The organism is Micromonospora sp. NPDC049679 (assembly GCF_040659735.1).
In the GTDB taxonomy this organism is placed as follows: Bacteria; Actinomycetota; Actinomycetes; order Mycobacteriales; family Micromonosporaceae; genus Micromonospora_I.
Genome location: NZ_JBFANZ010000051.1, coordinates 1 through 13,409 on the forward strand (window position 1 = coordinate 1; position 13,409 = coordinate 13,409).

The following is a 13,409-nucleotide window of genomic DNA, read 5'->3' on the forward strand; positions in this document are numbered from 1 at the left end:
CGGCACCTCGAGCACCGCCCGGTCGGGCAGCTCGAAAAGGCGCAGCCCCTCGTCGGGGGTCTCGATGGCCAGCGGCAGCACATCGAACGCCTCGCCCCTGCCCGAGAGCTAGCAGTACAGACGACGACATAGGGGACACATAACGTGCTCGACGTCAACTTCTTCGACGAGCTGCGCATTGGCCTGGCTACCGCTGACGACATCCGCCAGTGGTCGCACGGCGAGGTCAAGAAGCCTGAGACGATCAACTACCGCACTCTGAAGCCGGAAAAGGACGGGCTCTTCTGCGAGAAGATCTTCGGTCCTCAGCGGGACTGGGAGTGCTACTGCGGTAAATACAAGCGGGTCCGCTTCAAGGGCATCATCTGCGAGCGCTGTGGCGTCGAGGTGACGCGCTCGAAGGTGCGGCGTGAGCGGATGGGCCACATCGAGCTCGCGGCTTCGGTCACCCACATCTGGTACTTCAAGGGTGTTCCCAGCCGGTTGGGCTACCTGCTCGACCTGGCGCCGAAGGATCTCGAGAAGATCATCTACTTCGCCTCGTACGTGATCACGAGCGTGGACGCCGAGGCGCGTCACCGCGACCTGTCCACGATCGAGAACGAGATCCTCGCGGAGAAGCGGCAGTCGGAGAACAGCCGCGACTCGGAGATCGAGAAGCGGGCCGCCAAGCTCGAGGCCGACCTGGCTGAGCTTGAGGCCGAGGGTGCCAAGGCCGACGTGCGGCGCAAGGTCAAAGAGGGCGGCGAGCGCGAGATGCGCCAGATCCGCGACCGGGCGCAGCGCGAGATCGACCGTCTCGACGAGGTGCTCGACACGTTCCGCAAGCTCGACTCGAAGCAGCTGGTCACGGACGAGCTGCTCTACCGCGAGCTGCGCGACCGGTTCGGTGAGTACTTCACCGGCGGGATGGGCGCCGAGGCCATCAAGGCCCTGGTGGGCAACATGGACCTCGACGCCGAGGCCGAGCTGCTGCGGGAGATCATCCGGTCCGGCAAGGGCCAGCGGAAGATCCGTGCGCTCAAGCGGCTCAAGGTCGTCGCGGCGTTCCTCAACACCCGCAACTCGCCGCTCGGCATGGTGCTCGACTGCGTTCCGGTGATCCCGCCGGACCTGCGGCCGATGGTCCAGCTCGACGGTGGTCGCTTCGCGACGTCCGACCTGAACGACCTCTACCGTCGTGTCATCAACCGCAACAACCGCCTCAAGCGACTGATCGACCTCGGCGCGCCCGAGATCATCGTGAACAACGAGAAGCGGATGCTGCAGGAGGCCGTCGACGCGCTGTTCGACAACGGCCGTCGCGGTCGGCCGGTCACCGGTCCGGGTAACCGTCCGCTGAAGTCGCTCTCCGACATGCTCAAGGGCAAGCAGGGTCGGTTCCGTCAGAACCTGCTCGGCAAGCGCGTCGACTACTCCGGCCGTTCGGTCATCGTCGTCGGCCCGCAGCTGAAGCTGCACCAGTGCGGTCTGCCCAAGCAGATGGCGCTGGAGCTCTTCAAGCCGTTCGTGATGAAGCGGCTGGTCGACCTCAACCACGCGCAGAACATCAAGTCCGCCAAGCGGATGGTCGAGCGCCAGCGCCCGGTCGTCTGGGACGTGCTGGAAGAGGTCATCGGGGAGCACCCGGTGCTGCTCAACCGGGCGCCGACCCTGCACCGTCTGGGCATCCAGGCCTTCGAGCCGCAGCTGGTCGAGGGCAAGGCGATCCAGATCCACCCGCTCGTCTGCACCGCGTTCAACGCGGACTTCGACGGTGACCAGATGGCGGTGCACGTGCCGCTCTCCGCCGAGGCCCAGGCCGAGGCGCGGATCCTGATGCTGTCGTCGAACAACATCCTCAAGCCGGCCGACGGCAAGCCGGTCACCATGCCCACCCAGGACATGGTCATCGGGCTCTACCACCTGACCCACCTCACGCCGGGCGGCGACGGGGAGGGGCGCGCGTTCAGCTCCGACGCCGAGGCGCGGATGGCGTTCGACAACGGCGAACTGCACCTGCAGACGCCGGTGAAGGTCCGTCTGCAGGGCGTGATCGAGGTCGACAACGGCGTGGCCGGACCGAAGTGGGAAGCCCCGGAGGGGTGGACCGCGGGCGAGCCGCTCATCGTGGAGACCACGCTGGGCCGGGTCCTGTTCAACGAGACCCTTCCGCAGGGCTACCGGTTCGTGAACTACGAGATCCGCAAGGGTCAGCTCTCGGCGATCGTCAACGATCTCGCCGAGCGGTTCCCGAAGGTGGCGCTGGCGGCGACGCTCGACGGACTCAAGGAGGCCGGTTTCCACTGGGCCACCTGGTCCGGCGTGACGATCGGCATGGAAGACGTCATCGCGCCGCCGCGCAAGCGGGAGATCCTGGACCGGTACGAGAAGGAAGCCGACCGGATCGACAAGCAGTACCAGCGGGGCCTGATGACCGCCGAGGAACGTCGCGGCGAGCTCATCGAGATCTGGACCAAGGCGACGAACGAGATCGCCAAGGAGATGGAGACGGCGCTGCCGCAGGAGAACCCGTTGTGGAAGATGATCAACTCGGGTGCCCGCGGTAACCTCCTCCAGCTCCGTCAGATCGCCGCGATCCGTGGTCTGGTGGCCAACCCGAAGGGCGAGATCATCCCGCGGCCGATCAAGGCCAGCTACCGGGAGGGTCTGTCCGTACTGGAGTACTTCATCTCCACGCACGGTGCCCGTAAGGGCCTCGCGGACACCGCGCTGCGGACCGCCGACTCGGGTTACCTGACCCGTCGTCTGGTGGACGTCTCGCAGGACGTGATCATCCGCGAGGAGGACTGCGGCACCGATCGGGCCATCCCGATGCAGGTCGGCGAGTTCGTCGACGGCAAGCTGGTGGTGCACGAGCACGCCGAGACCGGCGTGCACGCCCGCACCATCGCCGACGACATCAAGGGGCCGGACGGCAGCCTGGTCGTCGAGCGCGGCGCGGACCTCAACTCGATCCTGGTCGACAAGCTTGTCGCCGCCGGTGTCGAGAACGTGCGGGTCCGCAGCGTGCTCACCTGCGAGTCCAAGCTGGGCGTCTGTGGGGCCTGCTACGGCCGGTCGCTGCCGACGGGCAAGACCGTGGACGTCGGCGAGGCGGTCGGCATCATCGCCGCCCAGTCGATCGGTGAGCCCGGTACGCAGCTGACCATGCGGACGTTCCACACCGGCGGTGTCGCCGGTGAGGACATCACCCAGGGTCTACCGCGTGTGCAGGAGATCTTCGAGGCGCGTGTGCCCAAGGGCAAGGCGCCGATCGCCGACACCCCCGGCCGGATCCGGATCGAGGACGGCGAGCGGTCGCGGAAGATCATCATCGTGCCGGACGACGGCAGCGAAGAGATCGTCCACGACAAGATCTCCAAGCGGGTGCGCCTGCGCGCCCACGACGGCGATCACGTCGAGGTCGGCGAGAAGCTCACCGAGGGCACCATCGACCCGCACGAGCTGCTCCGCATCCTCGGGCCGCGCGCGGTCCAGGTCCACCTGACCCAGGAGGTCCAGGAGGTCTACCGCTCGCAGGGTGTGCTCATCCACGACAAGCACATCGAGATCATCATCCGCCAGATGCTCAAGCGGGTCACGGTGATCGATTCCGGCGCGACAGAGTTCCTGCCGGGTGTGCTCGTCGACCGCGCGGTGTTCGAGTCGGAGAACCGCCGACTCGTCTCCGAGGGCGGCGAGCCCGCCGCGGGTCGTCCGGTGCTGATGGGTATCACCAAGGCGTCGCTGGCGACCGACTCCTGGCTCTCGGCGGCCTCCTTCCAGGAGACCACCCGGGTACTGACCGACGCGGCGATCAACTCGCGCAGCGACTCGCTCGTCGGCCTCAAGGAGAACGTCATCATCGGAAAGCTCATCCCGGCCGGTACGGGCATCAGCAAGTACCGCAACGTCCGGGTCGAGCCGACCGAGGAGGCGAAGGCCAAGGTGTACTCGATGACCGGGTACCCCGAGACCGACTACGGGTTCGGGCCGGCCAGCGGGCAGGCAGTGCCGCTGGACGACTTCGACTTCGGGTCGTACCGCTAAACAGCTCCATCCAGGGCGCCCGTCACCTCGTTCTCGCGAGGCGGCGGGCGCCCTGCCGTTTGTAGGCTGGGGGAGTGCAACTGACGCCGGCCCCCACCCCCGTCGCGACCATCGCGCGTCACCCCCTCGACCCCGACCCGGTCCGCTCGACCAAGGCCCGCGCCGTGTTCCTGCTCGGCCTGGTCGCGGCGCTGACCGGTCTGTTCGTCGGCGGCATCGTCCCCGCCACGATCGCGTTGACGCTGGCCCGGCAGGCACGGCGCGAGGCGTACGCGTCCGGGGGTTATCTGACCGGTGCGGCCTGGTTGGCGCGCGGCGAGCGGTTGGCCTGGGTCGGCATCGTCCTGACCGCGACCGCCATTGTCGTCGCCGCCGTCGTCGGCCTGTTCCATCTGGCCACGGCTCCCGTCGGACAGGACTTCGCCCCGACGGTCGACTAGGACTGCCCCCGCCACCGACCTCGGGCGCGCTCCGCGCCGGCCCCCGGCGGTAGCCTGGTCCCAGGAGCGCGGCGCGATCGTGCTCGGGGCCGTCGCCGCTACCGGCGCGCTGGAGGGGGAGTCCGTGACGGAAGAGGCGCAGCCGCGGCCGGCGGAGGACGAACCGGTGCGCGATACGCCGGAAGCGTCCGGATATCAGCCGAGCTTCCATGTGCCGAGCTACGAACGACCGGGTGACCCGGCGACGGACGCTCCGCCCACCGACGGCGGTGCGCGTTCTTCCGGCCCCGGTGAGATCGCCGCGGCCGAGTCATTCGCCCGCGATCCGCAGCCCGTCGACCCGGTCCCGCCCCCGCCCCCCGCGCCGGCCGCGCGGCCGAGCACCCCATTTCCGCCCAACGCATCCCCGCGCAGCCCGTACGGGCGGCCCGGACCGGGCTATCCGTCGGCGCCCGGCGCGGGCCCCGCGGGCGCGTATCCGATCGGCGGTTTCCCGCCGGCTGTCCCGGCTGCCGGGGTCGCCGGGTTTCTCCGGCCGGTCCCACCGCCGCCACGAGAGGCGCTGCGGCCGCCCCGCCGCGTCGAGGCGGTGCCCGGGACCGCGTTCGGCGTGGTGCACCTGGACGTGCCGCCGGTCACCTCGGGCCCAGCGGTCGGCTCGCTCGTCGCCGGGGTTGCCTCTGTGCTGGTTTCCCTGGTCGTGGCCTGTTTCGGCGTGACCGGCGCCGAGGGCGGGTGGGGCGCGTGGGCCGCGGGCGCGTTCGCGGTTCTCGCTGGACTGCTCGGCGTCGCGGCGCTCGGGCTCGCGCTGCTCGGCCGGCGCCAGATCCGTCGGATCGCGCCGCCTCCGGCCATCCGGTTCACCGGCCGGGGCCTCGCCGTGGCGGGAATGAGCGCCGGCGGGGTCGGGTTGGGTACAACGGTGTTCGCCTTCGCGCTGGCCCTGTTCCTGCAGGCGCGGTGAAATCGGCCACGGGGGACCGGACGAGCCGTTGCGGTCGGCAGCCGGTACACTTTGCTATCGGAGTTGCTCTCCGCGGGTGAGATGGCGACACGGGGCACGAGGGTGAGGCGTCCAACCTCCTCTCTGATTCTCGTTTTGACCTGTGCGCTCACGGTCGGTACTCTTTCCCCTCGTGCCCGGGCCTGCCCGGGCAATGCGTGCGTGGGCCAGAGCCGCTCCTGCGGCAATCGAGCAGCGTCACGACAACGACAAAGATTCCGGTGCACGTGCGAACGTGCGCCGGAACCGCGGGGCGGGCGACACGCCCGACCGCGGGTGCCGGTACCCCTGCCAGGGGTCCTGGCCGGAATGTAGGAGAGTCACCCGCCAGGGTGGCTATGACAAACGGCGCGGCCGTGTGAGTCGGCCGAAGGGAGCGGAGAAACCCGGTGCCCACGATCCAGCAGTTGGTCCGCAAGGGCCGCCAGGCGAAGACGAGCAAGACCAAGACGCCCGCGCTGAAGGGGAGCCCTCAGCGCCGCGGCGTGTGCACGCGTGTGTACACCACCACCCCGAAGAAGCCGAACTCGGCGCTGCGCAAGGTCGCTCGTGTCAAGCTCAGCAGCCAGATCGAGGTGACCGCGTACATCCCCGGCGTCGGCCACAACCTGCAGGAGCACTCGATCGTGCTCGTCCGCGGCGGCCGTGTGAAGGACCTTCCCGGCGTGCGCTACAAGATCGTCCGTGGTTCGCTGGACACCCAGGGTGTCCGCAACCGCAAGCAGGCCCGCAGCCGTTACGGCGCGAAGAAGGAGAAGAGCTGACATGCCGCGTAAGGGCCCCGCTCCGCGCCGACCGCTGGTCGCGGACCCGGTGTACAACTCGCCGCTGGTCACTCAGCTGGTGAACAAGATCCTGCTGCGCGGTAAGCGTGCGCTCGCCGAGCGCATCGTCTACGGCGCCCTCGAGGGCTGCCGCGAAAAGTCCGGCACCGACCCGGTCGTCACGCTCAAGCGCGCGATGGACAACGTCAAGCCGACCCTCGAGGTCCGCAGCCGCCGTGTCGGTGGCGCGACCTACCAGGTGCCGGTCGAGGTCCGTCCGACCCGGGCGACCACCCTCGGGCTGCGCTGGCTGGTGCAGTACTCCAAGGCGCGCCGGGAAAAGACCATGATCGAGCGCCTGATGAACGAGCTGCTCGACGCGAGCAACGGCCTCGGTGCCGCCGTCAAGCGGCGCGAGGACACGCACAAGATGGCGGAGTCCAACAAGGCCTTCGCGCACTACCGCTGGTAACAGAGAGCGGGCAGCACCGCTGGCGACAGCGGACTCCGACGAGACGAAGTAGGGATTGAAGTGGCCGCCGCAGAAGCGCTCGCCAAGGTACGCAACATCGGCATCATGGCGCACATCGATGCCGGTAAGACCACGACCACTGAGCGGATCCTGTTCTACACCGGTATCACGTACAAGATCGGTGAGGTCCACGAAGGCGCTGCCGTCATGGACTGGATGGAGCAGGAGCAGGAGCGGGGTATCACGATCACCTCCGCCGCGACGAAGTGCGAGTGGAAGGGTCACACGATCCAGATCATCGACACGCCCGGCCACGTCGACTTCACGGTCGAGGTCGAGCGGTCGCTGCGGGTGCTCGACGGTGCGGTCGCGGTCTACGACGGCGTTGCCGGCGTGGAGCCGCAGACCGAGAACGTGTGGCGTCAGGCTGACAAGTACAACGTTCCGCGGATGTGCTTCGTCAACAAGCTTGACCGGACTGGCGCCGACTTCTTCCGCTGCGTCCAGATGATGATCGACCGGCTCAACGCCACGCCGCTGGTGCTGCAGATCCCGATCGGTGCGGAGGCCGACTTCATCGGCGTCGTCGACCTGATCGAGATGAAGGCGCTGACCTGGCGCGGCGAGACCGAGAAGGGCGAGGACTACACGGTCGAGGAGATCCCGGCCGACCTCGCCGACTCGGCCGCCGAGTGGCGCGAGAAGCTGATGGAGACGCTCGCCGACGTCGACGACGCCGTGATGGAGAAGTACCTCGAGGGTGAGGAGATCTCCACCGACGAGATCAAGGCCGCCATCCGGCGTGCCACGATCGGCGGCAAGGCCAACCCGGTCATGACCGGCACCGCGTTCAAGAACAAGGGCATTCAGCCCATGCTCGACGCGGTTGTGGCCTACCTGCCGTCGCCGCTGGACATCCCGGCGATCGAGGGCACGGCGACGGACGGCGAGACGCCGCTGCTGCGCAAGCCTTCGAAGACCGAGCCGTTCTCCGGTCTGGCCTTCAAGATCCAGACGGACAAGCACCTGGGCAAGCTGACCTACGTCCGGGTCTACTCCGGCACGCTCGAATCCGGTTCGCAGGTGATCAACTCCACCAAGGACCGCAAGGAGCGCATCGGCAAGATCTACCAGATGCACGCCAACAAGCGTGAGGAGCGGGCGACCGCCCAGGCTGGCGACATCATCGCCGTCCAGGGGCTCAAGCAGACCACCACCGGTGACACGCTGAGCGACCCCGCCAACCCGGTCATCCTGGAGTCGATGACGTTCCCGGAGCCGGTCATCTCGGTGGCGATCGAGCCGAAGACCAAGTCCGACCAGGAGAAGCTCGGCACCGCGATCCAGCGGCTCGCCGAGGAGGACCCGACCTTCCGCGTCCGCAACGACGAGGAGACCGGTCAGACGGTCATCTCCGGGATGGGCGAGCTGCACCTGGACATCCTGGTCGACCGCATGCGGCGCGAGTTCAACGTCGAGGCCAACGTCGGCAAGCCGCAGGTGGCCTACCGGGAGACGATCCGCCGGACCGTGGACAAGCTCGACTTCGTCCACAAGAAGCAGACCGGTGGTTCGGGTCAGTACGCGAAGGTCATCGTCAAGCTGGAGCCGCTTGCGATGGAGGCCGACGGGGCGACGTACGAGTTCGTCAACGCGGTCTCCGGCGGTCGCATCCCCAAGGAGTACATCCCCTCGGTGGACGCCGGCGCGCAGGACGCCATGCAGTACGGCGTGCTTGCCGGTTACCCGATGGTCGGCCTGAAGCTGACGCTTCTGGATGGCCAGTACCACGAGGTCGACTCCTCGGAAATGGCGTTCAAGATCGCGGGTTCGATGGTGCTCAAGGAGGCCGCACGTAAGGCCGACCCGGCGCTGCTCGAGCCGATGATGTCCGTTGAGGTCACCACTCCTGAGGAGAACATGGGTGACGTCATCGGAGACCTCAACTCCCGGCGTGGCATTATCCAGGCGATGGAGGAGCGCGGCGGAGCCCGCGTCGTCCGGGCCCTGGTGCCGCTGTCGGAGATGTTCGGCTACGTCGGCGACCTGCGGTCGAAGACCCAGGGCCGGGCGAGCTACAGCATGCAGTTCGACTCCTACGCCGAGGTTCCGACCAACGTGGCGAAGGAGATCATCGCGAAGGCGACCGGGGAGTGATCCCCGGCTCGCCTTCGGGCGAGCTGCGCGCCCTACCGGGCCTGAAGGCTTCACTGCCGCAGGACCCATGTTCTTCCCGGCTGCAAGACCTGGGCCGGAAAGGCTGTCGACAGAGTCCTAAGCGCCGAACGGCGCGCCGGGCGTACGAACTAAGAAGTCCACAGGAGGACACCAGTGGCGAAGGCGAAGTTCGAGCGGACTAAGCCGCACGTCAACATCGGCACCATTGGTCACATCGACCACGGTAAGACGACGCTGACGGCGGCCATCACGAAGGTCCTGCACGACCAGTTCCCGGACCTGAACCCCTACACGCCGTTCGACGAGATCGACAAGGCGCCGGAGGAGAAGGCCCGCGGTATCACGATCTCGATCGCGCACGTCGAGTACCAGACCGAGTCGCGGCACTACGCGCACGTTGACTGCCCCGGTCACGCGGACTACATCAAGAACATGATCACCGGTGCCGCGCAGATGGACGGCGCGATCCTGGTGGTCGCGGCGACCGACGGCCCGATGCCGCAGACCCGCGAGCACGTGCTGCTCGCCCGTCAGGTCGGCGTTCCCTACATCGTCGTGGCGCTCAACAAGAGCGACATGGTCGATGACGAGGAGCTGCTCGAGCTCGTCGAGCTCGAGGTTCGCGAGCTGCTGTCGTCGCAGGAGTACCCGGGCGACGACCTGCCGGTGGTGCGGGTCTCCGCGCTGAAGGCGCTCGAGGGAGACCCGGAGTGGACCGGCCGCCTCCTGGAGCTGATGACCGCGGTCGACACCGCGATCCCGCAGCCGGCGCGCGAGGTCGACAAGCCGTTCCTGATGCCGGTCGAGGACGTGTTCACGATCACCGGTCGTGGCACCGTCGTCACCGGTCGCGTGGAGCGCGGCGTTCTCCTGCCGAACGAGGATGTTGAGCTCGTCGGCATCAAGGAGAAGGGCTTCAAGACCAAGGTCACCGCGATCGAGATGTTCCGGAAGACCCTGGACGACGCCCGCGCGGGCGAGAACGTCGGCCTGCTGCTGCGTGGCACCAAGCGCGACGAGGTCGAGCGCGGCATGGTCGTCGTGAAGCCGGGCTCGAACACCCCGCACACGGAGTTCGAGGCGACGGTCTACATCCTCTCCAAGGAGGAGGGTGGCCGCCACACCCCGTTCTTCCAGAACTACCGTCCGCAGTTCTACTTCCGGACCACGGACGTCACCGGCGTTGTCACGCTGCCTGAGGGCACCGAGATGGTCATGCCGGGCGACAACACCACGATGACCGTGAAGCTCATCCAGCCCATCGCGATGGAGGAAAACCTCAAGTTCGCGATCCGCGAGGGTGGCCGTACGGTCGGCGCTGGGTTCGTCACCAAGATCATTGCGTGACCAAGGTAACCCGATTGGCACTGCCGCCCGTTAGTGCGGCATACTAGTCAGGTTGCGTCCGCGCAGGGTGGCTGACTGTGCATCAGTCAGCCACCCTCGCTCGGCGTTCGGCTCGTGGAGACACGACCGACGCCCGACCTCCCGGATGGGTCAGCTCCTGTACGGGTCAGATCGCCTCGGAAACCCGGGGCGGAGCCTGGTCCTGGAGCGCGACACGCCCGACCGCGGGGGTCGGACACCAGAGCTCGCCAGTAAGGCGGAGCCCGGGTGCAAGGACTGCGAAGGCAGCGCCGAGCGAAAAGCGAGGCATTACGCCTTCGGGGGCGGCGCCCCCGTATGAAGCGGCATCGAGAGAAGGAACAGAAGCCATCATGGCGGGACAGAAGATCCGCATCCGGCTCAAGGCCTACGACCACGAGGTCGTCGACTCCTCGGCGCGGAAGATCGTCGAGACGGTGACGCGCACCGGGGCACAGGTTGCAGGCCCGGTGCCGCTGCCCACGGAGATCAACCGTTTCTGCGTGATCCGCTCGCCGCACAAGTACAAGGACTCGCGCGAGCACTTCGAGATGCGCACGCACAAGCGTCTGATCGACATCATCGACCCGACCCCCAAGACGGTCGACTCGCTCATGCGCCTCGACCTGCCGGCTGGCGTCGACATCGAGATCAAGCTGTAGGGACCGGACTAATGGACAGGCAAGTGAAGGGCATCCTGGGCGCCAAGCTCGGCATGACCCAGGTCTGGGACAACAACCGCGTTGTGCCGGTGACCGTGGTGCAGGCCGGCCCGTGCGTCGTGACTCAGGTACGCACCCCCGACAAGGACGGCTACTCCGCGGTCCAGCTGGCTTACGGCGCCATCGACCCGCGCAAGGTCAACAAGCCGAAGTCCGGCCACTTCGAGAAGTCTGGCGCGGCACCGCGTCGGCACCTCGTCGAGCTGCGGACCGTTGACGCGACCGAGTACGAACTCGGTCAGGAGGTCACCGTCGAGGCGTTCGCCGCTGGCGCGCCGATCGACGTGACCGGCAAGACCAAGGGCAAGGGCTTCGCCGGTGTCATGAAGCGGCACGGCTTCCACGGCCTGCGCGCCAGTCACGGCGTCCAGCGCAAGCACCGTTCGCCGGGTTCCATCGGCGGCTGCGCGACCCCCGGTCGTGTCTTCAGGGGCATGAAGATGGCGGGTCGCATGGGTGGCGTGCGCTACACCGTGCAGAACCTCACCGTGCAGGCGATCGACGCGGAGAACAACCTCCTGCTCGTCAAGGGGGCCATCCCCGGCCCCAAGGGCGCGCTGGTGCTGCTTCGCACCGCGGCGAAGGCCCAGGTCAAGAAGGGCGGTTCGGCGAAGTGACGACCGTTGACGTGCTGAACGCCGAGGGCGCCAAGAGCGGCTCGGTCGAGCTGCCCGGCGACATCTTCGACGCGCAGGCGAACATGGCGCTCATGCACCAGGTGGTGGTGGCGCAGCTGGCCGCCGCGCGGCAGGGCACCCACAAGACCAAGACCCGCGGCGAGGTCGCTGGTGGCGGTAAGAAGCCGTACAAGCAGAAGGGCACCGGCCGGGCCCGTCAGGGCTCGATCCGCGCGCCGCAGTTCGCCGGTGGCGGCGTGGTGCACGGCCCGGTCCCGCGGGACTACAGCCAGCGGACGCCCAAGAAGATGAAGGCCGCCGCCCTGCGTGGCGCCCTCTCGGACCGGGCCCGGAGCGGTGCCGTGCACGTGGTCGAGGGCTTCGTCGGTGGCGACAAGCCGTCGACCAAGAGCGCCCTGACCGCGCTCCGCAAGGTGACGGAGGCCGGCCGCGTGCTGGTCGTGCTGGGTCGCGAGGACGAGCTCAACTGGGTCTCGCTCCGCAACGAGCCGAGCGTGCACCTGATCGAGGCTGGCCAGCTCAACACGTACGACGTGCTGGTCGCCGACGCCGTCGTCTTCACCACCGACGCCCTGGACGAGTTCCTCGGGGTTCCGGCGGAGACGTCCGGTGCAGCCGGAAGCGAGGAAGCCAAGTGACCACGATTGCTGACCCGCGCGACATCATCGTGGCGCCGGTCGTCTCGGAGAAGAGCTACGGGGAGCTGAACCGGAACTGGTACACGTTCCTGGTTCACCCGGACGCCAACAAGACCGAGATCAAGATCGCTATTCAGCAGATCTTCAACGTCCGCGTTCTGACGGTGAACACCCTCAACCGCGAAGGCAAGCGCAAGCGCACCCGTAACGGGTTCGGTCAGCGCAAGGCCACCAAGCGGGCGATGGTGAAGCTGGCTGACGGTGACCGTATCGAGGCCTTCGGCGGCCCGGTCAGCTGAGGGGTATAGACAATGGCTATCCGTAAATACAAGCCGACGACGCCGGGCCGGCGTGGCTCCAGCGTCGCCGACTTCGCCGAGATCACGCGCTCGACTCCCGAGAAGTCGCTGCTGGTTCCGCTGCCGAAGAAGGGCGGGCGTAACGCCCACGGCCGGATCACCACACGGCACCACGGTGGCGGGCACAAGCGTCAGTACCGTCTGATCGACTTCAAGCGGGTCGACAAGGACGGCGTTCCGGCGAAGGTCGCGCACATCGAGTACGACCCGAACCGCACGGCGCGCATCGCGCTGCTGCACTACCTCGACGGCGAGAAGCGCTACATCATCGCGCCGAAGGACCTCAAGCAGGGCGACGCGGTCGAGTCCGGGCCGGGCGCCGACATCAAGCCCGGCAACAACTTGCCGCTGCGCAACATCCCGGTCGGCACCACGATCCACGCGGTCGAGCTGCGCCCGGGCGGCGGGGCCAAGATGGCCCGCTCGGCCGGTGTCGGGATCCAGCTGCTGGGTCGCGAAGGCGCCTACGCCACGCTGCGTATGCCGTCCGGTGAGATCCGTCGGGTCGACGTCCGGTGCCGGGCCACTGTCGGCGAGATCGGTAACGCCGATCAGTCGAACATCAACTGGGGTAAGGCCGGTCGCATGCGATGGAAGGGCAAGCGCCCGACCGTCCGTGGTGTGGCCATGAACCCGGTCGACCACCCGCACGGTGGTGGTGAGGGTAAGACCTCCGGTGGTCGCCACCCGGTCAACCCGCAGGGTAAGCCTGAGGGCCGCACCCGCCGTAAGGGCCAGGCGAGCGACAAGCTGATCGTCCGCCGCCGCTACGCGACCCGCAAGCGCGGGTAACAGGAG

12 protein-coding genes are annotated in these 13,409 nt (G+C 67.8%); all 12 read left to right on the forward strand.

The genetic code is table 11. The features are described 5' to 3' along the window. The first annotated feature begins 144 nt into the window (after positions 1 to 144). Positions 145 to 4,032 (forward strand): DNA-directed RNA polymerase subunit beta', encoded by a 3,888-nt coding sequence (locus AB0J06_RS23765; protein ID WP_357431448.1) that lies wholly within the window; start codon positions 145 to 147, stop codon positions 4,030 to 4,032. 74 nt (positions 4,033 to 4,106) lie between these two features. Continuing rightward, positions 4,107 to 4,472, forward strand: coding sequence for a hypothetical protein (locus AB0J06_RS23770; RefSeq protein ID WP_357431450.1), 366 nt, complete (start codon positions 4,107 to 4,109; stop codon positions 4,470 to 4,472). 589 nt (positions 4,473 to 5,061) lie between these two features. Further along, positions 5,062 to 5,436 (forward strand): hypothetical protein, encoded by a 375-nt coding sequence (locus tag AB0J06_RS23775; protein WP_357431510.1) that lies wholly within the window; start codon positions 5,062 to 5,064, stop codon positions 5,434 to 5,436. Between the two features lie 428 nt (positions 5,437 to 5,864). Continuing rightward, positions 5,865 to 6,239, forward strand: coding sequence for a 30S ribosomal protein S12 (rpsL, locus tag AB0J06_RS23780; RefSeq protein WP_014440718.1), 375 nt, complete (start codon positions 5,865 to 5,867; stop codon positions 6,237 to 6,239). Position 6,240: 1 nt separating this feature from the next. After that, positions 6,241 to 6,711, forward strand: a complete 471-nt coding sequence (gene rpsG, locus AB0J06_RS23785; RefSeq protein WP_357431452.1) for a 30S ribosomal protein S7 — start codon at positions 6,241 to 6,243, stop codon at positions 6,709 to 6,711. Positions 6,712 to 6,771: 60 nt separating this feature from the next. Further along, positions 6,772 to 8,868 (forward strand): elongation factor G, encoded by a 2,097-nt coding sequence (gene fusA, locus AB0J06_RS23790; RefSeq protein ID WP_357431454.1) that lies wholly within the window; start codon positions 6,772 to 6,774, stop codon positions 8,866 to 8,868. Between the two features lie 174 nt (positions 8,869 to 9,042). Further along, positions 9,043 to 10,236 carry an elongation factor Tu gene (gene tuf / locus AB0J06_RS23795; RefSeq protein ID WP_357431457.1) on the forward strand — a complete coding sequence of 398 codons (1,194 nt, stop codon included), beginning with the start codon at positions 9,043 to 9,045 and terminating at the stop codon, positions 10,234 to 10,236. Positions 10,237 to 10,607: 371 nt separating this feature from the next. Then, the gene (gene rpsJ / locus AB0J06_RS23800) at positions 10,608 to 10,916 is read left to right on the forward strand and encodes a 30S ribosomal protein S10 (protein WP_007073037.1); all 309 of its coding nucleotides are present in this window, start codon (positions 10,608 to 10,610) and stop codon (positions 10,914 to 10,916) included. Positions 10,917 to 10,927: 11 nt separating this feature from the next. Then, positions 10,928 to 11,593 carry a 50S ribosomal protein L3 gene (gene rplC / locus AB0J06_RS23805; protein ID WP_357431459.1) on the forward strand — a complete coding sequence of 222 codons (666 nt, stop codon included), beginning with the start codon at positions 10,928 to 10,930 and terminating at the stop codon, positions 11,591 to 11,593. After that, positions 11,590 to 12,252 (forward strand): 50S ribosomal protein L4, encoded by a 663-nt coding sequence (gene rplD / locus AB0J06_RS23810; protein ID WP_357431461.1) that lies wholly within the window; start codon positions 11,590 to 11,592, stop codon positions 12,250 to 12,252. The genes rplC and rplD overlap by 4 nt, the downstream gene beginning before the upstream one ends. Then, the gene (rplW, locus tag AB0J06_RS23815; protein ID WP_357431463.1) at positions 12,249 to 12,551 is read left to right on the forward strand and encodes a 50S ribosomal protein L23; all 303 of its coding nucleotides are present in this window, start codon (positions 12,249 to 12,251) and stop codon (positions 12,549 to 12,551) included. Before rplD ends, rplW begins: the two co-directional genes overlap by 4 nt. A 12-nt stretch (positions 12,552 to 12,563) precedes the next feature. Then, entirely contained in the window at positions 12,564 to 13,403 is an 840-nt protein-coding gene (rplB, locus tag AB0J06_RS23820) for a 50S ribosomal protein L2 (protein ID WP_357431465.1), read from the forward strand. Positions 13,404 to 13,409 lie beyond the last annotated feature (6 nt).